This window comes from Achromobacter sp. ES-001 (assembly GCF_019448355.1).
Classification (GTDB): domain Bacteria; phylum Pseudomonadota; class Gammaproteobacteria; order Burkholderiales; family Burkholderiaceae_B; genus Achromobacter; species Achromobacter spanius_B.
Genome location: NZ_CP079940.1, coordinates 5,725,190 through 5,743,416, shown reverse-complemented (window position 1 = coordinate 5,743,416; position 18,227 = coordinate 5,725,190). Strand labels below are relative to the sequence as shown.

Sequence of the window (18,227 nt, the reverse complement as noted above, 5' to 3'; positions counted from 1 at the left end):
CAGGGTGTCCTCACTGTTTTGCGTAAGCGTCGGTGGCGGCGATCAGGCGCGCCAGCGTGCCGGGTTCATCAAAGGCGTGGCCCGCGTCGGGCACCAGGTGAAAGTCCGCTTCGGGCCAGGCGCGATGCAGGTCCCAGGCCGTACGCGCGGGCGTGCAGACGTCGTAGCGGCCCTGCACGATGGTGCCAGGTATGCCGCGCAGCTTGTGCGCGTCGCGAATCAGCTGGCCTTCTTCCATGAAGCCCGCGTTCACGAAGTAATGGTTTTCGATGCGGGCAAACGCCAGCGCGGCGCGGTCGGCGGCGTGGCTTTGCTGATGGCGCGGGCTGGGCAGCAGCGTGATGGTGCTGTCTTCCCATTTGCTCCACGCCTTGGCCGCGCGCAACTGCTCGGCCGGATCATCGCCCGTGAGCCGCTTGTGATACGCCGCGACCAGGTCGCCGCGCTCGGCTTGGGGAATGGGCGCCAGATATTCTTCCCACCGATCCGGAAACAGCCACGACGCGCCTTCCTGGTAGAACCACTGGATTTCCGCGCGCCGCAAACCGAAGATGCCGCGCACGATCAACTCGCTGGTGTGCGACGGGTGCGTCTGCGCATACGCCAGCGCCAACGTCGAACCCCACGATCCGCCAAACACCAACCACTTTTCCGCGCCCATGATTTCGGTGCGCAGGCGCTCGATGTCGGACACCAGATGCCAGGTCGTGTTGTTGTCCAGGCTGGCATGCGGCTTGGACCTTCCGCAACCACGCTGATCGAACAGCAGCACGTTGTAGCGCTGCGGATCGAACAGCTGGCGATGCACGGGCGAACAACCGCTGCCAGGCCCGCCATGCAGGAACACGGCGGGCTTGCCGTTCGGATTGCCCGACATTTCCCAATAAATCTGGTGTCCGTCTCCGGTATCCAGCATGCCGTGGCGGTAGGGTTCGATCGGCGGATAGAGCATCAGGCGACTCGCTTGAAGATCAGGTCCCAGACGCCGTGGCCCAGGCGCAGGCCGCGTGTCTCGAATTTGGTCAGGGGGCGGTAATCGGGGCGCGGCGCGTAGCCGTCGACCGTATTGGCCAACAGCGGTTCGCCGCTAAGCACTTCCAGCATCTGCACCGCGTAGTCTTCCCAGTCGGTGGCGCAATGGATGTAGCCGCCCGGCGCGATGCGGCTGGCCAGCAGCGACACGAAGGCCGGTTGCAGCAAGCGGCGCTTGTGATGGCGCTTCTTGGGCCACGGGTCCGGAAAGTACACGTGCACGCCGGCCAGCGAATCCGGCGCGATCATGTCGCGCACGACCTCGACCGCGTCGTGCTGGATGATGCGCAGGTTCTGAATCTTGGAATCTTCAATGCGGCGCAGCAGCGAGCCGACGCCGGCGTTGAACACTTCCACGCCCAGGAAGTTGTCGTCCGGACGCGCCAGCGCGATCTTCTCGGTGGTCTCGCCCATGCCGAAACCAATCTCCAGCACCGTCGGCGCTTGTCGGCCAAACGCGGCGGCGGGGTCCAGGCGGCGGGGCGCGTACGGAATGGACCATTCGCCCATCAACCGTTCCAGCGCGGCCAACTGACCTTGGGTGATGTGGCCACGGCGGTGCACAAAGCTGCGGATATGCGTCGCGCCGGGGCTGTTCGGCGCATGCGCGGTGCTGGCCAGCGCAGCCTGCGTCTCGGGGGAAACGGCGGCGGCGGTGGGCGCCGAAGCAGAGGAATCGGCGGTCGTGTCGGAGGGGTTCACGGGGGGCGTCGCGGGCTTGTCCGCGGGGTTGTTCGTATTCATAGCCCCGAATTGTAGTGGCAGGTGCCGGCCGGCGGAGTCGGTCGGATGCACTAAATAAGGGACGTATTAATCCGCCCCGACCCGCAAGCGCGGCGGCAAGCCAAAATTCCTGCCCGAATCCAAAAAAAGCCGCGCTATAATCGCCGACTCTGCCAGGGACCCGCGCCCTGGCACGACACCCGAGCGGGTGTAGTTCAATGGTAGAACGGCAGCTTCCCAAGCTTCATACGAGGGTTCGATTCCCTTCACCCGCTCCAACTCCCAGGCTTGCACGCTATTCGCGCGACGATCGATCCCGTCTGTTTGACGCCCGTCGACGCTCGTGCCCGCCCCTTGCGTCCGGCGGCACGTTGAAGGCGTAGTTGTCATATCGCCAAACCGAACCGTCGCAAGCGCAGTCAGCCAAATATGAATCTATGAATCAATTTAAACCTCATATTTGAATAGTTAACGGGACTTGCTTGTCTGGTGGACCGCGATATGTTCATATATGACCGTCTATGGGCAATTTGCCTTCATATTTGACCAAGAACCCCGTGCCTTCCACCCCAAAATCTGCCGAGCACCGTGTTGCTATGCCGCGCCCCGTCGAGCGTGCACTGCATCGCCTGGGACAGGACATCTCGTCCGCTCGCCGTATGCGCCGGCTAAGTCAGGAAGACTTGGCCGAGCGCATTGGAACCTCACTTAGTACCGTCAGGCGCATGGAAGACGGCTATCCCGGCACCGCCCTGCACACCTTCCTGCGCGCGTTGCATGTGCTTGGGCGCCTGGACGCCGTGGCCGAGGTTTTGGCCATGGAAAAGGACGCGCTTGGCATGGCGCTGATGCGTGAAAATTTGCCGCAGCGGGTTCGCACATCGCGTGGCCGAAAATTGGGCATGTCCGATTCTCAGCCCGGGCAAACCCAATCGACGAATGACAACGAAGAGCTGGAGGGTTTCTGATGGCGCCGAAGGTGATCCGGCGTGGAGACCTGGAGGTTCATCTGGGTTCCAGCGGGCAAGTGGTAGGACGGCTGTATTTGGGTAACGGCAAGCGCAGCGCGTTCCAGTACGACGAGCGTTGGCTGCAAAGCCCGCGTTTTTTCACGCTATCGCCCGACCTGTTGCCCGTCTCGGGCATCCAACATCCTGAACAGACGTTTTTTCGTGCGCTGGAAGACACTGCGCCCGACTCCTGGGGCGAGCGTGTAATCCGGCGCGCGCATGCGAGGTTCCGGCAGAAAGACCGGGACACGCCTGCGCTCGAGCCTGTCGACTTCTTGCTATGGGTTGACGACGAGGCCCGTGTCGGGGCGCTGCGTTTGTTTGACCCTTCCGCTCAAATCTATCTTCGCGCCGACGACACGCATGGAAAAGTGCCGCCATTGCTGAAGCTGGATAACGTTGTGCGAGCCGCCCGAGCGCTAGAGGCCGGAACGGAGAGCGAGCAGGACCTGCAATACCTGCTGGGGCAGGGCACCTCGCTTGGCGGAGCCCGGCCCAAATCGACGGTGTTAGACCACGATGGACGTTTAGCCTTGGGCAAGTTTCCTAGCCAGGCGGATCAGCGCGACATTATCCGTGGCGAAGTGATGGCAATGCATCTTGCCAGCAAGGCTGGCGTCAATACGGCAGTTGCGCGTGTGGCGGTTGTTGACGGAACGGCGGTGGCCATTATTCGGCGTTTTGACCGTACCGACAATGGCGGGCGCATCCCCTACGTGTCCGCCGCGACAATGCTGCAATCCGATGGCCGGGACACGGTGCATGCGTATACCGAATTGGTGGATGTTCTGTTGCAGAGCGGCGCCAACCCTATTGCCGATATCCACCAGTTGTGGCGACGCCTGGCTTTCAATTTTCTGATCTGCAATACCGATGATCATTTGCGGAATACGGGTCTGCTGTACGACGCGCGCAACCATGGATGGCGATTGTCGCCGGCGTTTGACTTGAATCCGATGCCTGGCGACCGTCGCGAGAGCAAGACATGGCTGACCGAGGATTCGGGGCCAATCGACAGCCGCGCCATGCTGATGGAGGGTGCCGCCTATTTCAGGCTGGATGCGCAGAAAGCAGCTGCAATCTGGACAGAGGTGGCTCAGGCGGTGGATAGCTGGCGCGAGGTGGCAAAGGGGCTGGGCATGCAACGCTCCGGCTTGACGGATTTTGAGCCGGCATTTCTATGAAGGCATTGCCCAGCCTCGGCAGGCTGCTATCGATTGCCGGCATCATCCTCGATCATCGCCCGCCGATACAGCGCATCCTTATCCAATATCGTCATGCCGCCGTAGTGCGTTCGTAGCACACCCGCGCGTGCCAGCCTGGTCAGGGCGGCGTTGCAGCGTTGGCGGGACACGCCGCACAGGCTGGCGATTTCTTCCTGGGATATCTTCAAACGCCCCTGCGTATCGGCATGGCGTTCGGCATCGAATTGCGCCGCCACGGCGCGGGCTACGGTGGTGTCGACATCCAGCAATACGTTGCCGGTGTAGCAGGCCATCAGCCAATTGACGCGCTGCGCCAAATGCATCGTCACGGCCTTGGTGAATTCGATGTTGTGATTCCACAGCCGTTCGCAGGTGTCGCGCGGCAGGATCACGATGCGGCTGGGGCGCAGCGCCACGACCTCATATTCGAAGCGCTCGCGGCGCAGCATCGTGGCTTCGCCGAACCAGCTGCCGATGCTGAAACCGGCCAGCGACAGGCACTTGCCGTTCGCACCCGGCGACGTCCATTTCACCAGCCCTTCGACCACGCCGTACCACCCCAGCGACTTCGACCCCGCGCGAAAAAGATATTCGCCGGTGGCCAGCGACACCGTGCGCAATTCCGAGCGGACCAGATTGCGTTCAAGTTCGGGCAAGCCGTTGTACCAGGGCACAACGCTCAACATCCTGTCCACCGGACATGCGGCCGGCTGGCGCCCGGGAGCACCGGTCTGGCTGCCTGCGCTTGCGGTGGATGCACGCATGGTTACTCCGTTAAACCAAAAGGGGGAAGGCGCTCAGGTAAACCCTAGGCCGCTTTGTCACCATGATGACTGTACGGGCCAGGGGGCGGTCCCAGAATAGTTGAGGCATCAAGAGCCAAAAAACATAAGAGGAGACAGGTATGTTGTCAATGCCACGCATCATGTCCGGCGGCGCGCTCGCCTGCGGCGTCGCCGTGTCGCTGCTGCACGCGGGCGCCGCCCACGCCCAGATTTCGGACGATGTCATTCGAATCGGATTCATCACCGACCTGTCCGGCGTGTACTCGGGCCCCGACGGCCCCGGCGGCGCCGAAGCCATCAAGATGGCCATCGAAGAAATGGGTGGCGAGATCAACGGAAAGAAAATCGAACTGTTGACGGCGGACCACCAGAACAAGGCGGACATCGCCTCGGCCAAGGCGCGTGAATGGTTCGATCAGCGCGGCCTGGACATGCTGATCGGCGGCACCAATTCCAGCACCGCGCTGGCCATGTCTCAGGTGGCGGCCGACAAGAAGAAACCCATCATCGTGGTGGGTGCCGGCGCGCCCGCGCTGACCAACGAGCAATGCACGCCCTACACGCTGAACTACGCGTACGACACCGTCGCGCAGGCGCGGGGCACGGGCGCCGCCGTGGTCAAGGCGGGCGGTAAAAGCTGGTACTTCCTGACGGCCGATTACGCCTTTGGGAATGCGCTGCAAGCCGATACGACGAAGGTGGTCGAGGCGGGCGGCGGCAAGGTGGTGGGCGCGGTCAAGCACCCCTTGTCGGCCAGCGATTTTTCGTCGTTTTTGTTGCAGGCGCAGGGCAGCAAGGCGGACATTCTTGCCTTGGCCAATGCCGGCGCGGACGCCACGAATGCGATCAAGGCCGCCAATGAATTCGGCGTGACCAAGACGATGCGGCTGGCGGGCATGATCATGTTCATCAACGACATCCACGCCATGGGCCTGCCCGCCACGCAAGGCATGTACCTGACCGACAGCTGGTACTGGAATGCGTCGGACGCCACGCGCGCCTGGGCTCAGAAGTTTTTCGAACGCCGCAACGCCATGCCGTCGTCGCTGCAAGCCGCCGACTATTCCGCCGCGCTGCAATACCTGCGCGCCGTCAAGGCCACCGGCACCGATGACGCCGACCGCGTGCTGGCGTATCTGCGCCAGAACAAGCTGAACGACATCTACATCAAGGACGGCGTGGTGCGCCCCGACGGCCGTGTCGTGCACGACATGTACCTGCTGCAAGTGAAGACGCCGGACGAGTCCAAGCAGCCTTGGGATTACTTCAAGGTGCTGCAAACCATCGACGGCAACGAGGCCTTCACCAAGCAGTCGGAAAGCCGCTGCACGCTGTGGAAATGAACCGGAGACCGCCATGGCCAAACGCAAAGTCATCGTAACCATCGCCCCAACCGGGGGCATGGCATTCAAGACCCAGAACCCGCATCTGCCCACGCAGCCGGCAGAGATCGCCGAGGACGTTTACCGCTGCTACAACGCGGGCGCCAGCGTGGTGGCGCTGCATGCGCGCCGGCCCGACGACCAGGCGACGTGCGATGCGGCGATCTATCGCGACATGAACCAGCGCATCCGCGAACGCTGCGACATCGTGCTGAACAACTCCACCGGCGGCGGCGTGCATGGCGACATGGTCAAGGAAACGTCGCCGGGCACCTGGGAAATCCTGTGGGAAGAACGGCTGAAAGGCATGGATGCCGGCGCCGAAATGTGCACGCTGGACGCCACCACGCTGAACCTGGCGTTTGGCGATCGCGAATACCTGATGAACACGCCGCTGACCAAGGCGCGCGAACTGGCGGCCGGCATGAAGGCGCGCGGCATCAAGCCCGAATGGGAGGTCTTCAGCCCCACGCACATCCTGCAAGACGCCACCACGTTGATCGATGAAGGCCTGGACGAAGGGCCGCATTTCATCAACCTGGTCATGAACGTGCACCGCAATTTTCAGAATGCGATGCCGTTCTCGCCGCGCCATTTACAGATGATGGTGGACCTGCTGCCCAAGAACAGCATCTTTTGCGTCAGCGGCATCGGCCCGTCGCAACTGGAAGCCAACATCAGCGCCTTGCTGCTGGGCGGCCATGCACGCGTGGGCCTGGAAGACAACCTGTACTACCGCCACGGCGAGCTGGCCACCAACGTGCAACTGACCGAGCGCATCGTGCGCATCATCCGCGAAATGGACATGGAACCCGCCACGCCCGCCGAAGCGCGCGAGATCCTGGGGCTGCCCCTGCAAAGCGGTATCCGGCCCGAGTTTTCGGTGTGATCGGATCTGTGGTCGCAAGATCACAGGACCCATGCCCGGGCCAAACGGATTCACCGCCCGGGCATGCCCCCGTTTTTCTCGTACGCCAGATAATCCAGGTGTATTCCGATATGGTCCGCGATGTACTTCGCGTCGTGCCACACGCCCCAGATGAACGATGAAGACCGGTTTGACTGGTTTGGCAGGCCCAGAAAGTAGATGCCTTTTTCACCGGTGATGCCGCGCTTGTGCACGGGATAGCCGTTGTCGTCGAAGACGTCCACTTCCATCCAGCGGTAGTCCACCTTGAAGCCGGTTGCCCAGACGATGCTCTTGATGCCGGCCTGCGCCAGGTCCAGGCTAAGAATGGGGTGCGTCAAGCATTCGGGGTCGTCCAGCAACTGCCAGGCGTCGGGTTCGGGCGGCAGGTCCAGGCCATTTTGTTCGATGTAGGCGTCGGCTTCGCGCAGCACCTCGAAGTAGTCCGCGTCGCCTTGCGCGATGTTCCTGGCCAGCCCTTCTTCAAACGTCATCACGCCATTGTCAAAGCGTTGGGTGATGCCGACCAGCTGGATGCCCGCGTGCGCCAGCCGCCGAAAGTCGATGGTCTTGCCGTTGTCGTAGCCGCTGACCGCAAAGGCAACGTGCTCGCGCTTGGGCTTTTTCTTGACCTCGTCCCACATGCCCAGCGCGCCCAGCCACCAGCAGTAATCGCGTTCGCGATACGAGCGGGGCGGGCGGTAGTGTTCGCCCACGGACAGGTACACCGTGCGCCCGGCGCGTCGCAGTTCTTCGGCAATCTGCGAACCGGAAGCGCCCGCGCCCACCACCAGCACCGCGCCGTCCACCAACTGGCCCGGGTTTTTGTAGGCGGACGAATGCACTTGCTGAATGCCGGCACCGTCGGGAACGATGGCCGGGTAGCTGGGAATCTGAAACGCGCCGGTGGCGGTGACGACGTGCAACGCTTCGAACACCCCGTCCGACGTGGTGACGGTAAAGCCCGGGCGCTTCTGGTTGCGCGTCACGCGCAGCACCTCGACCCCGGTGCGCACGGGGGCGTGGATCATCCTGGCGTAGTCCTCGAAATACTGCGCCATGCGTTCCTTCGGTGGAAACACATCCGCGCCGATATCGTCGAACTTCAGGCTGGGAAAGCGGTCGTGCCAGGCGGGGCCATTGGCGACCAGCGAGTCCCAGCGTTCAGAACGCCAACGCTCGGCGATGCGTTTGCGTTCCAGCACGATGTGGTCAATGCCCATCGCGCCCAGGTGCTCACTCATCGCGATGCCGGCCTGGCCCGCGCCGATCACCAAGGTATTGGTTTTTTCCACTGACATTGCGTTTCCTAAGTAGGTTCAAGACCACGTTCATGCTTCGATGCGGCGCAGTGTGAGCCAGATACCAGGGCTTGATAACTTGGTTTTTTGGACGCTGGGCTTAGGAAAAAGCAAATCACTCGGCCGGGGCCGGTCCGGCGCCTCGTTTCGTTTTTTCCGATGGACCGCATCAATATCCACAAACGGCCGGCGCACCCCCTTCGGCGTATTCTGCAAAGCATCGCGCAACAGACAGAGCCGCCATGCAGAACAGCCCCATGTCCCCAAAATCGTCCAGCGCGGTAAGCCTGGAAGGAGTGGTCAAGAAATACCGCCAGCAAACGGTGTTGCATGAGCTGTCGCTGAAGATCCGGCGCGGTGAATTCCTGACTTTGCTGGGGCCTTCAGGCTGCGGCAAGACCACGCTGTTGAACCTGATCGCGGGGTTCGCGCAAGCGGACAACGGCGAGATCTTCATCGAAGACCAGCTGGTGACGGACACGCCTCCGTATCAGCGGCAGATCGGCATGGTGTTCCAGAACTACGCGCTGTTTCCGCACATGACGGTGGCGCGCAACATCGGCTACGGCCTGCGCATGCGCCGGATGCCGGCCGACGAGATCGCCCAGCGTGTGCAGGAGGCGATGGCGCTGGTCAAGCTGGACGGCCTGGGCGAACGCCGCCCGCGCGAATTGTCCGGCGGCCAACAGCAACGCGTGGCCTTGGCGCGCGCCTTGGTGATTCGCCCCAAGGTGTTGTTGCTGGACGAGCCGTTCTCGGCGCTGGACAAGGGGCTGCGCGGCGCCATGCAGGTCGAGATCCGGGAGATCCAGCGCAAGCTGGGCGTGACGACGGTGTTTGTCACCCATGACCAGGGCGAGGCGCTGGCCATGTCGGATCGCATCGCGGTGATGTCCAGCGGCGTCATCCGCCAGATCGCCACGCCCGACGAGCTTTACCGCAATCCGCAGGACCCGTTCGTGGCCTCGTTCCTGGGCGATGTGAATATTCTGCCCGCGCACTATCACGGCTCGGACCCCGACGGCCTCTTGCTGCGCCTGGGCGCGGGCTTGATCCGCGTGGCGCGAGACCGGCTGGTGGGCGGCTCGCACGAAGGCCGGCGGCTGGACATCTACGTGCGGCCCGAACAGATCCGGCTGGAAAACCTGCATAGTGAATCGGTCTTGAGCGGCACGGTCGTGAACCATGTGTTCCAGGGCGATCACATCGATTCCTACATCGACGTCGACATCCCGGTGGCCGGGCATCAGCGCGTCATGGTGCGCAGCGCGGGGCTGGACGCCTTGCGGCAATGGCCGGTGGGTGCGGTGACCGGGCTGGCGCTGCCCGGCCAGGGCATCAGCGTCTTCAACGTGTCGTAACGCCGGCCATGACCGCTATCCCCACCACCATGCAGGCCATCGTCGCCCGCGAGCCCGGCGATGCCGGCGTGCTGACGCTGGCAACCCGGCCGGTGCCGACCCCCGGCCCGGGCGAAGTGCTGTTGCGCGTGCGCGCGGCGGGCGTCAATCGGCCCGACATCATGCAGCGGCAAGGGCTGGCCAAACCCGCCGACGGCGTCACCGATGTGCTGGGCCTGGAGGCGTGCGGCGACGTGGCCGCGACAGGGCCGGGTGTGCCGACGGCGCTGCTGGGGCAACGGTTGATGAGCCTGTTGCCCGGCGGCGGCTACGCGCCCTGGTGCGTAGCGCGAGTCGACCATTCGCTGGCCGTGCCGGACTGCCTGGACGACGACGCGGCGGCCGCCTTGCCCGAAGGCCTGTACACCGTGTGGCACAACCTGTTTGAGCTGGGACGCCTTCGCATGGGCCAAACGGTGCTGGTGCACGGCGCGGCCGGCGGCATCGGCACGCTGGCCGTCCGCATGGCGTATACGGCGGGCGCCACCGTCATCGCCACGGCGGGCCGCGTGGATCGCTTGCCGGCGCTGCGCGAGATGGGCGCGGCACGGGCGGTCTGCTATCGCGATACGGATTTCGTGCAGGCCTGTCTGGACGCCACGCAGGGGCGCGGTGTGGACGTAGTGCTGGATATGGTGGGAGGCGACTACGTGCAACGCAACCTTCAGGCGCTGGCGTTTGGCGGTCGCCACGTCAGCCTGTCCTTCCTGCAAGGGTCGGTGGTGACGCTGGACCTGCTGACCCTGATGCAAAAACAACTGAGCCTGCACTCGTCGACGCTGCGGCCGCAAAGCGCGGCCGAGAAAACGCGAATGGGGCAGGCCATCGCGCGCCATGTGCTGCCGCTGCTGGCGGACCGGCGCATCACGCCGCGCGTCCATGCAAGCCTGCCGCTGTCCCAGGCGGCGCACGCGCACCGCATGCTGGAGGCGGGCGACGTGTTCGGCAAGGTCGTGCTGCGTCCTTGATTCCCTGGATCCCTGGTTCCTGTCGCACGCGCGACAAAGGCATGGTCTTCTATGTTCAAGCTGCTTTACGCGCCCACGTCGCCCTACGTCCGCAAAGTGATGGTCTGCGCCCACCTGGCGGGCGTGGCGGACCAGATCCAGTGGCTGGACAGCGCGGCAAACCCCATCCGACGCGACGATCGCATCGCGGCCCACAACCCCTTGGCCAAGGTGCCGACGCTGATCCTGGCCGATGGCCATGCGCTTTACGACAGCCGCGTCATCTGCGAATACCTGGCCCACCTGGCGCCCCAGGCCGGTCTGTTTCCCGACATCGGGCCGCGCCGCTGGCTTGCCCTGGCGCAACAGGCGCTGGGCGATGGCCTCTTGGACGCGGCCTTGCTGGCACGCTACGAGCGCACGGCGCGGCCGTCCGAATATCAATACGCCGCCTGGCGCGACGCGCAACTGGTGAAGGTAGCTGCCTGCCTGGATCAGATCGAGCAACAGGCGCCCGCGCTGGCAACACAGGCGCCCACCATCGGCGAGGTGACCTTGGGCTGCGCGCTGGGTTACCTGGATTTTCGCTTTCCTGAAATCGATTGGCGCGCCCGCCATCCCGGCGCCGCGCAATGGGAAGCCGCGTTTCGTACGTTGCCCGCCATGCAGGCAACCCTTCCCCATGAAGCCTAAAACCGTACCACCATGACCGAACCCACCGCCGCTATGCAAACCGCCGCCACCGTCTGGTTTCTGAACGGGCCCAACGCCAATCTGTACGGGCTGGACGCCAACAAGACCTACGGCACCGAGAGCTTTCCCGCGTTGCGCGAGCGTTGCGAGCGCAAGGCGGCCAGCCTGGGCCTGACGCTGAATTTCGTGCAATCGAACCATGAAGGCCAGCTGATCGATTGGATTCAAGAAGCGCGCGGCGACGCCCAGGGCATCATCATCAACGCCGCCGGGCTGACGTATTCGTCGATCCCTATCCTGGATGCGCTGCTGTCGTTTCCCGGCCGCATTATTGAAGTCCACATGAGCAACATCTGGCGGCGCGAAGCGTTTCGCCATCATTCCTATATTTCCAAGGCGGCCGACGGCGTCATCGCGGGGCTGGGCGGCGAGGGCTACGAGCTGGCCATCGACGCCATGGCGCGCCTGATCGCGCGCACCGCTTGATAAGGCCATTTCCATGAACGCCAGCAATACGACGCCCTCGGGCGCGATGGTTTTCTACAGCCAGTTCGATGACTTCTCGGCCTGGAAACAGGCACTGCAAGCGCGCATGCCGCATTTGCGCGTGCTGCACGCCGACGACATCGACGACCCCGCCGACATCCATTACGCGCTGGCCTGGAAGCCGCCCGCGGGCTTCTTCGACCGCATGCCCAACCTGCGCCTGATCGTCAACCTGGGGGCGGGCGTGGATTCGCTGGTGGGCCGCACCGATCTGCCCGCCGGCGTTCCCATCACACGCATCACCGATCCGCGGATGGCGCGCATGATGGCAGGCTACGTGCTGTTCGCCACGCTGCGCCACGCGCGCGACATTCCGTGGTTTGAACAAGCTCAGCGCCGTGGCGAATGGGCGTATCGGCATCCCCGTTCGCCGGAGGACACGCGCGTGGCGGTGCTGGGCCTGGGCGAGCTCGGCGCCTGCGCCGCGCACGAACTGCAACGCCAGGGGCTTACCGTGCTGGGTTGGTCGCGCAGCCCGCGCCAGATAGCCGGCGTGCAATGCCATGCGGGCATGGAGACGCTGGACGCGGTCATTTCGCAGGCGGACATTCTGGTCGTCATGCTGCCGCTGACGCCGCAAACGCGAGGCCTGCTGAACCGAGCGCGGCTGGAAAAGCTGCCGCGTGGCGCCGCGTTGATCAACGTAGCGCGCGGCGCCCTGGTGGACCAGGCAGCCATGACGGCGCTGCTGCAAAGCGGCCATATCGGCGCGGCAACGCTGGACGTCTTCGAACGCGAACCCTTGCCCGGTGACGACCCGCTGTGGCGCATGGACAATGTGCTGATCACCCCGCATCTGGCGTCGGTTGCCATCCCGGCATCGGCGGCGGCGCAGATCGCCGAGAACATCGCCCGTGTGTCGCATGGCGATGCCCCGGCAAATCAGATCGACCCGGCGCGCGGGTATTGAACGCCTAGTCGGTGTCTTCGATATTCAGGATCTTGCCCAGGCCCAGGAAGGCATTGGCCACGGCCAGCAGGGTGGCCGTCACCACGATGTAGACCACCGATAACGCCGCCAGGGTCGGGTCGGCAAATTCGCGCACGTAGTTGTACATCGACACCGGCAGCGTCTGCGTCAACTGCGTCGTCACGAACAGCGACGCGGTGAACTCTCCAAACGACATGATGGCTGCGAACAGCCAGCCGCCGAACAGGCCTGGCGCCAGCAAGGGCACCGTCACCGTGAACATCACCTTCAAGGGCGACGCGCCCAGGCTGGCCGCCGCCTGTTCCAGACGTTCGTCGATGTTCTCCATGGAAACGTAGACGCTGCGCATCACGAACGGCAGCACCAGCATCACGTGGCACAGAATCACCAAGCCGTAGCCACGGTCCATATCAAATTGCGCCACCAGGATCAGCAGCCCCAGCCCCAAGGTGAAATGCGGAATCACCAGCGGCGACAGCAACACCGCTTGCAGCATGTCCTTGCCCGGAAACCCCATGCGCTTGACCGCGATAGCCAGCGCGGTGCCGATGAACAGCGCCAGCAACGAGGCCCAGAACATCACGATCAGGCTGGCACGGAAACCCTGCTGGAAGTCTGGATAGGTGAACACGCGTTCGAACCAGCGCAGCGACCAGGTTTCAGGGGGAAACGTCAGCAGCGCCTTGTCATTGAAGGACGCCACCGTGACCACCACCACGGGCAGCAACACAAACGCCAGGATCAGCGTAACGAGCAAAGGGGCGCCGATGCGCAGCGGCAAGGGCAGGGAATGTTTGATGGCCATGCTAGTGCGCTCCCATTGCGTTGAGCCGCTTGGTTGCCCGGCCGAGCAGCATCAGCGACACAACCGTCAAGGTCAGGCCGGCAACGCTCAGGCTCGCGGCCAGGGGAAAATTCATCGACGAAAAACCCAGTTGGTAAACCAGCGTCGATACCGTGGGCACGCGGCCGCCGCCGATCATCTGCGGCGTGGCGAACGCGCTGAACGTCCACGCGAACGACGTGGTGATGCTGGCGATGATGCCCGGCATGGACAGCGGCAACGTCACCGTGATGAACGTGCGCACGGGTCCGGCGCCCAGGCTTTGCGCGGCCTTTTCAAAATCGCGATTGATGTGCGAAATGGCGGTGGCCAGCATCAGCACCACGACCGGTATCGTCACGTGCACCAGCGCGATCAGCACACCCAGGTGCGTGAACATCAGGTTCAGCGGCAGGTCGATCAGCCCGATCTTGCGCAGCACCGTATTGATGAACCCGTTATTGCCCAGCACGATGATCCACGAATACGTGCGCACGATTTCACCCAGGAACAGCGGCGTGATCGACACGATCAGGATGAACGACTTCAGCACCCGCTGACGCACCCGCACCATTGCGTAGGCCAGCGGGTACGCCACCAGCAAAGAGCAGATCGTGGTTTCGATACTAAGCAGCAGCGTGTTGGCGAAGGCGGACAGGTAGACCGACTTGCCCAGGCCGGTGAAGTTCTCCAGCGTCAGCCCGCCCACTTCCAACGAGCCGGGGATGAAGGCGCGCACGCTGAATTGCAGCACCGCCGCCATCGACACACAGATGCAAACCGCCACAAGGCCGGCGGGCGAGATCAACCAGCCTCGCAAACTGGAACGCGTATTCATAGGTCGTGGTCACTTCCAAGTGCGGGGATGCGGTGTGGAAATGCCCGTGTCCCGCCACAGGCGTGGCCGGGACACGGGCGGCGCGACGGCGCGCGTTTCAGTTCATGATGTTTTCGGTGAACCACTTGCGCCATTGCGCCGTCTTCTCGGCGCGCAGCTTGTCGTCGATGACGATGGCCTGCTTGTCCCACTGTTCCTTGGTGGTGAAGACGCCGGGCAGCGCCGCGTCCTCGGCCGATACCTTGGCGTTGGTGACGACCGGGCTGGCCTTCTTGTAGGCCACGATCTTGGACTGCACCTCGGGCGACAGCGCAATGTTCATGAACTTGTAGGCCAGGTCCGCCTTGGCGCTGCCCTTCATGATGCCCATGGTGTCGATGCCCAGCACGGCGCCTTCCTTGGGCATGACGACCTTGATGGGAACGCCCTGGCCGATCATGTAGTAAGCATTCATTGACAGCAGGATCTGCACGGGCGTTTCACCGGTGGCGATCAGCTGCTGGCTGTTGGCGTCGTTGGTGTAGAACGCCTTGAAGTTGGGCTTCAGCGCGCGCAGCTTGTCCTGGCCTTTTTCCCAGGTCTTGGCGTCACCGCCGGACAGCATGGCCGACACGTCGATGATGTGGCTGGGGTCGAAATCCGGCGCCGACAGCTTGCCCTTTAGCGCGGGGTTCCACAGGTCGTTCCAGCTGTCGAACTTGATGTCCTTGGGGGTCAGGTCAGGCCGATAGCCGATCGTGTACACATAGGCCCAGCTGCCCACGTGAAAGGGGCTGACCTTGGCGCGGTCCACCAGGTTGGCGTAGTTGGGCAGCTTGGCGGTGTCCAGCTTTTCGAACAGGCCGCTGTCCACGTACAGCCAGCCGATGTGCGACGTGGTGAACGTGACGTCGCTTTCGGGCGTCTTGGTCAGCTTGGCCTTGTTCAAGCGGTCGATCGTGCCGCCGGTAATGTATTTGACCGGCACGCCCGTCTGGCGCGTGAATTCCTTGCCGATGTTCTCGTCGATCAGGTCGCGGAAGCTGCCGCCCCAGGTGCTGACCACCAGCGCGTCCTCGGCCACGGCCACGTTGGCGACCAGCGCGCTGGCAAGAAGCCCGGCTACCGTAAGTTTGCGAATCATTGAGTTCCCCTTGTCTGTGTTGGTTCCGCCGAGCGCTTCCGACTGGAAGCCAGATGATGGAAGAGGGCATGGCAGGGGCCAAGTCGGAAATTCCGAGAGAGGGCAAAGGAAAAAACAAATAGGCGTCGGGGCGGCCCGAGTCTGACCATGGATGCCATGCAACGCGCCGCACGCTTGCGGCGCCACGTTCCCGATACCAGCCTTCTTCACCCTTCTTGCCGCCATGAAACACACGCGCATTCGCACCTTCAATACCAAGATCACGTACCCGGAGCAGAACCTGGATAACGACCTGTGCCAGGCCGTGGTGGCCCGGGGCAGCACGGTGTTCCTGCGGGGACAGATCGGTCAGAACCTGGACACCTCTGAAAGCGTGAGCATTGGCGACGCCGCCGGCCAGGCCGAGCAGGCCATGGCGAACATCGCCATGCTGCTCAAGGAAGCGGGCGGCGAGCTTCAAGACATCTGCAAGATCACGATTTACCTGATCGACCCGCGCTATCGCGAGGCCGTCTACCGCGTGGTGGGACGCTGGCTGAAGGGGGTTTACCCGGTGTCCACCGGCATTGTGGTGTCGGCCTTGGCCCGGCCGGAATGGCTGGTCGAGATCGACGCCACCGCCGTTATCCCGGATTGATGGATACCGGACAGGCAGCCGCGACGGCATCGACGCCACGGTATCGCTGCCATCCCTACGCTATGACTTCCTCCACCTGACTTCCTCGACCTGACCTCATCGACCTGAACTCATCGACATGACCTTTTCCATCATTGCCCGTTGCCCAGCTACCGGCCAGTTCGGCGCGGCCGTTTCCTCGTCTTCGCCGGCCGTGGCGTCGCGCTGCATCCGGGCTCGCGCGGGCGTGGGCGCCGCCGTCAGCCAGAACATCACCGACCCCGCCCTGGGCCCGCTGACCTTGGACCGGATGGCGGCGGGGCGCAGCCCGCAACAGGCGCTTGAAGATATGCAGGCGCGTCCCTTTATTGCGTATCGCCAATTGATGGCCATCGACGCCTCGCATCCGCCTGCCATCTACACCGGCGCCAGCGCCTTGGGCGTCCTGGCCAGCGCGGCGGGCGAACATGCCGCCTGCGCGGGCAATATGCTGGCCAGCACCGACGTGCCGCACGCCATGCTCGCCGCCTTCGAGCAAGCGCAGGGCGAGCTGGCCGAGCGATTGATGCAGGCGTTGCTGGCCGGCCAGGCCGCCGGCGGCGAAGCGGGGCCCGTGCATTCCGCCGGCGTGCTGGTCTATCAGGATCTGGACTGGCCCATCGTCGACTTGCGACTGGACTGGGTGGAATCCGACCCGGTGCAGGCCCTGTATGACGCCTGGAAGATCTACCAGCCCCAGGTTGCCGCTTACGTCACCCGCGCACGTGACCCGCGCGACGCGCCCAGCTTCGGCGTGCCCGGGGACCTGTGAACCCGCGGCGGCCATCCCGGCTGCCATGGCCCACCGAGGAAACTGTTGCCCGCCGCCACGGGTAGACCGGATACTGTGCAACATTCTTTGTTTGCTCAAGTTGGACCATGCTCAATCGCATTTCCTTGCGCCAGATGGAATACCTCGTGGCGACTGCCAAGCACGGCAGTATCGCGGCGGCGTCGGCCCAGATCCATATTTCACCGCCGTCCATTTCGGCGGCCATCGCCCACATCGAGACCGAACTGGGCGTGCAGCTGTTCGTGCGGCATCCGTCCAAGGGCCTGGCGCTGACGCCATTGGGCATGCAGGTCATGCAGGAATGCGAAGACCTGCTGGAACGCGCGACCAAGCTGTACGAGATTGCCTCCAATTCGAACGACATGATGCAGGGCGTGCTGCGAGTGGGCTGTTTTCAGCCGCTGGCGGCCATGATCGCGCCCGAAGTCATCTTCGGTTTTTCACGCGCGTTCGAGAAAGTCGAACTGCATATGGCAGAGGGCGACCAGCAAGAGCTCATCAACAAGCTGCATACGCTGGATGTCGACGTGGCTCTCACGTATGACCTGCAACTGGGCGAAGAGATCAGCTTTGAAACGCTGGCCCACATGCCCCCGCACGTGCTGGTCAGCGAATTGCATCCCTTGGCGCAGCAAATTGCGGTCACGCTGGACGAGCTGGCGCAACTGCCGATGGTGTTGCTGGACCTGCCCATGAGCCGCGAATATTTCCTGTCGCTGTTTTCCAAGTCGGGGCTGGAACCCAATATCGTGGCGCGCTCGCGGTCTGAAGACGTGGTGCGGTCGATGGTGGCCAACGGCATCGGGTATGCGCTGTTCAACGTGCGCCCCAGGTCGACGCAATCGCTGGACGGCAAGCGCCTGGTACGCCTGCGCCTGGCCGGCGAGCACCGCCCGATGCTGCTTGGACTGGCCACCTACAAGCCCATGAAGCCGTCGCGGCTGACGCAGGCGTTCATGCAGCGGTGCCGCGCGTATATCTCGGATCAATACATACCCGGCATGAGCGCGGCCAGTTTTTTTGATCCGTATATCTCGGGCATGGCCCCGGCAGACCCGGGCTGACGGCGCGCCGTGCAGGCAAGCCTATACCGGCGCACCGCTGCACGCGATGACAAGCGCCGCGCCGCCTGT

At 63.6% G+C, this 18,227-nt stretch carries 19 protein-coding genes and 1 tRNA gene; 13 read left to right on the top strand and 7 right to left on the bottom strand.

Annotated elements, in window-relative coordinates; all coding sequences use genetic code 11:
- Window positions 1–10: 10 nt before the first annotated feature.
- Window positions 11–952: a prolyl aminopeptidase gene (gene pip, locus KYT87_RS26010; protein WP_120157051.1), complete on the bottom strand. Its 942-nt coding sequence runs from the start codon at window positions 950–952 to the stop codon at window positions 11–13.
- Window positions 952–1,776 (bottom strand): tRNA (guanosine(46)-N7)-methyltransferase TrmB, encoded by an 825-nt coding sequence (gene trmB, locus KYT87_RS26005; protein WP_219991194.1) that lies wholly within the window; start codon window positions 1,774–1,776, stop codon window positions 952–954. The genes pip and trmB overlap by 1 nt, the downstream gene beginning before the upstream one ends.
- A gap of 183 nt (window positions 1,777–1,959) precedes the next feature.
- Here trmB and KYT87_RS26000 point away from each other — a divergent pair.
- The 3 genes from KYT87_RS26000 (at window position 1,960) to KYT87_RS25990 (ending at window position 3,949) form a co-directional block, all read left to right on the top strand.
- A tRNA-Gly gene (locus KYT87_RS26000) sits at window positions 1,960–2,033 on the top strand.
- 264 nt (window positions 2,034–2,297) lie between these two features.
- Complete coding sequence (locus tag KYT87_RS25995; protein ID WP_370638736.1) at window positions 2,298–2,723, top strand: helix-turn-helix domain-containing protein; 426 nt, start codon at window positions 2,298–2,300, stop codon at window positions 2,721–2,723.
- Window positions 2,723–3,949: a type II toxin-antitoxin system HipA family toxin gene (locus KYT87_RS25990; RefSeq protein WP_219991193.1), complete on the top strand. Its 1,227-nt coding sequence runs from the start codon at window positions 2,723–2,725 to the stop codon at window positions 3,947–3,949. The genes KYT87_RS25995 and KYT87_RS25990 overlap by 1 nt, the downstream gene beginning before the upstream one ends.
- Window positions 3,950–3,975: 26 nt before the next feature.
- On the opposite strand, the gene KYT87_RS25985 is transcribed toward KYT87_RS25990, so the two are convergent.
- Window positions 3,976–4,734 (bottom strand): Crp/Fnr family transcriptional regulator, encoded by a 759-nt coding sequence (locus KYT87_RS25985; protein ID WP_223264681.1) that lies wholly within the window; start codon window positions 4,732–4,734, stop codon window positions 3,976–3,978.
- Window positions 4,735–4,883: 149 nt separating this feature from the next.
- On the opposite strand from KYT87_RS25985, the gene KYT87_RS25980 reads away from it, so the two are divergent.
- Window positions 4,884–6,098, top strand: coding sequence for an ABC transporter substrate-binding protein (locus KYT87_RS25980; protein ID WP_219992785.1), 1,215 nt, complete (start codon window positions 4,884–4,886; stop codon window positions 6,096–6,098).
- Window positions 6,099–6,111: 13 nt separating this feature from the next.
- Window positions 6,112–7,026 (top strand): 3-keto-5-aminohexanoate cleavage protein, encoded by a 915-nt coding sequence (locus KYT87_RS25975; protein ID WP_104141810.1) that lies wholly within the window; start codon window positions 6,112–6,114, stop codon window positions 7,024–7,026.
- A 50-nt stretch (window positions 7,027–7,076) separates the two neighbouring features.
- Here the strand turns inward: KYT87_RS25975 and KYT87_RS25970 are convergent, their stop codons facing one another.
- Window positions 7,077–8,345, bottom strand: a complete 1,269-nt coding sequence (locus KYT87_RS25970) for an NAD(P)/FAD-dependent oxidoreductase (protein ID WP_219991192.1) — start codon at window positions 8,343–8,345, stop codon at window positions 7,077–7,079.
- Between the two features lie 257 nt (window positions 8,346–8,602).
- Between KYT87_RS25970 and KYT87_RS25965 the strand changes: the two genes are divergently transcribed.
- From KYT87_RS25965 to KYT87_RS25945, 5 genes are read left to right on the top strand one after another with little or no spacing between them, the layout of a single operon-like run.
- Window positions 8,603–9,706, top strand: coding sequence for an ABC transporter ATP-binding protein (locus tag KYT87_RS25965; protein ID WP_255593566.1), 1,104 nt, complete (start codon window positions 8,603–8,605; stop codon window positions 9,704–9,706).
- A gap of 8 nt (window positions 9,707–9,714) precedes the next feature.
- The gene (locus tag KYT87_RS25960; protein ID WP_255593565.1) at window positions 9,715–10,713 is read left to right on the top strand and encodes an NAD(P)H-quinone oxidoreductase; all 999 of its coding nucleotides are present in this window, start codon (window positions 9,715–9,717) and stop codon (window positions 10,711–10,713) included.
- A 51-nt stretch (window positions 10,714–10,764) separates the two neighbouring features.
- Window positions 10,765–11,385, top strand: a complete 621-nt coding sequence (locus tag KYT87_RS25955) for a glutathione S-transferase (RefSeq protein ID WP_120157048.1) — start codon at window positions 10,765–10,767, stop codon at window positions 11,383–11,385.
- A 12-nt stretch (window positions 11,386–11,397) separates the two neighbouring features.
- On the top strand, window positions 11,398–11,871 hold the full coding sequence (locus KYT87_RS25950) for a type II 3-dehydroquinate dehydratase (RefSeq protein WP_143215501.1): 474 nt from the start codon (window positions 11,398–11,400) through the stop codon (window positions 11,869–11,871).
- 13 nt (window positions 11,872–11,884) lie between these two features.
- Complete coding sequence (locus KYT87_RS25945) at window positions 11,885–12,841, top strand: glyoxylate/hydroxypyruvate reductase A (RefSeq protein ID WP_120157046.1); 957 nt, start codon at window positions 11,885–11,887, stop codon at window positions 12,839–12,841.
- A 4-nt stretch (window positions 12,842–12,845) separates the two neighbouring features.
- Here the strand turns inward: KYT87_RS25945 and KYT87_RS25940 are convergent, their stop codons facing one another.
- From KYT87_RS25940 to KYT87_RS25930, 3 genes are all read right to left on the bottom strand, one after another.
- Window positions 12,846–13,667 (bottom strand): ABC transporter permease, encoded by an 822-nt coding sequence (locus tag KYT87_RS25940; RefSeq protein ID WP_046806665.1) that lies wholly within the window; start codon window positions 13,665–13,667, stop codon window positions 12,846–12,848.
- A gap of 1 nt (window position 13,668) precedes the next feature.
- The gene (locus KYT87_RS25935) at window positions 13,669–14,523 is read right to left on the bottom strand and encodes an ABC transporter permease (RefSeq protein WP_219991190.1); all 855 of its coding nucleotides are present in this window, start codon (window positions 14,521–14,523) and stop codon (window positions 13,669–13,671) included.
- Between the two features lie 97 nt (window positions 14,524–14,620).
- Window positions 14,621–15,646, bottom strand: coding sequence for a PotD/PotF family extracellular solute-binding protein (locus tag KYT87_RS25930; protein WP_046806663.1), 1,026 nt, complete (start codon window positions 15,644–15,646; stop codon window positions 14,621–14,623).
- A 223-nt stretch (window positions 15,647–15,869) separates the two neighbouring features.
- On the opposite strand from KYT87_RS25930, the gene KYT87_RS25925 reads away from it, so the two are divergent.
- The 3 genes from KYT87_RS25925 (at window position 15,870) to KYT87_RS25915 (ending at window position 18,158) form a co-directional block, all read left to right on the top strand.
- Window positions 15,870–16,283, top strand: a complete 414-nt coding sequence (locus KYT87_RS25925) for a RidA family protein (RefSeq protein ID WP_104141818.1) — start codon at window positions 15,870–15,872, stop codon at window positions 16,281–16,283.
- Between the two features lie 118 nt (window positions 16,284–16,401).
- A complete protein-coding gene (locus KYT87_RS25920) occupies window positions 16,402–17,073 on the top strand; it encodes a DUF1028 domain-containing protein (protein WP_046806662.1) in 672 nt (223 codons plus the stop codon).
- A 107-nt stretch (window positions 17,074–17,180) separates the two neighbouring features.
- Window positions 17,181–18,158: a LysR substrate-binding domain-containing protein gene (locus KYT87_RS25915; protein WP_046806661.1), complete on the top strand. Its 978-nt coding sequence runs from the start codon at window positions 17,181–17,183 to the stop codon at window positions 18,156–18,158.
- The last annotated feature ends 69 nt before the right edge of the window (window positions 18,159–18,227 follow it).

Bases quoted from the DNA above. Each gene is read 5' to 3' on its own strand.
- pip (WP_120157051.1), bottom strand. From the start codon at position 952: ATGCTCTATCCGCCGATCGAACCCTACCGCCACGGCATGCTGGATACC.
- trmB (WP_219991194.1), bottom strand. From the start codon at position 1,776: ATGAATACGAACAACCCCGCGGACAAGCCCGCGACGCCCCCCGTGAAC.
- KYT87_RS25990 (WP_219991193.1), top strand. From the start codon at position 2,723: ATGGCGCCGAAGGTGATCCGGCGTGGAGACCTGGAGGTTCATCTGGGT.
- KYT87_RS25985 (WP_223264681.1), bottom strand. From the start codon at position 4,734: ATGCGTGCATCCACCGCAAGCGCAGGCAGCCAGACCGGTGCTCCCGGG.
- KYT87_RS25980 (WP_219992785.1), top strand. From the start codon at position 4,884: ATGCCACGCATCATGTCCGGCGGCGCGCTCGCCTGCGGCGTCGCCGTG.
- KYT87_RS25975 (WP_104141810.1), top strand. From the start codon at position 6,112: ATGGCCAAACGCAAAGTCATCGTAACCATCGCCCCAACCGGGGGCATG.
- KYT87_RS25970 (WP_219991192.1), bottom strand. From the start codon at position 8,345: ATGTCAGTGGAAAAAACCAATACCTTGGTGATCGGCGCGGGCCAGGCC.
- KYT87_RS25965 (WP_255593566.1), top strand. From the start codon at position 8,603: ATGTCCCCAAAATCGTCCAGCGCGGTAAGCCTGGAAGGAGTGGTCAAG.
- KYT87_RS25960 (WP_255593565.1), top strand. From the start codon at position 9,715: ATGACCGCTATCCCCACCACCATGCAGGCCATCGTCGCCCGCGAGCCC.
- KYT87_RS25955 (WP_120157048.1), top strand. From the start codon at position 10,765: ATGTTCAAGCTGCTTTACGCGCCCACGTCGCCCTACGTCCGCAAAGTG.
- KYT87_RS25950 (WP_143215501.1), top strand. From the start codon at position 11,398: ATGACCGAACCCACCGCCGCTATGCAAACCGCCGCCACCGTCTGGTTT.
- KYT87_RS25945 (WP_120157046.1), top strand. From the start codon at position 11,885: ATGAACGCCAGCAATACGACGCCCTCGGGCGCGATGGTTTTCTACAGC.
- KYT87_RS25940 (WP_046806665.1), bottom strand. From the start codon at position 13,667: ATGGCCATCAAACATTCCCTGCCCTTGCCGCTGCGCATCGGCGCCCCT.
- KYT87_RS25935 (WP_219991190.1), bottom strand. From the start codon at position 14,523: ATGAATACGCGTTCCAGTTTGCGAGGCTGGTTGATCTCGCCCGCCGGC.
- KYT87_RS25930 (WP_046806663.1), bottom strand. From the start codon at position 15,646: ATGATTCGCAAACTTACGGTAGCCGGGCTTCTTGCCAGCGCGCTGGTC.
- KYT87_RS25925 (WP_104141818.1), top strand. From the start codon at position 15,870: ATGAAACACACGCGCATTCGCACCTTCAATACCAAGATCACGTACCCG.
- KYT87_RS25920 (WP_046806662.1), top strand. From the start codon at position 16,402: ATGACCTTTTCCATCATTGCCCGTTGCCCAGCTACCGGCCAGTTCGGC.
- KYT87_RS25915 (WP_046806661.1), top strand. From the start codon at position 17,181: ATGCTCAATCGCATTTCCTTGCGCCAGATGGAATACCTCGTGGCGACT.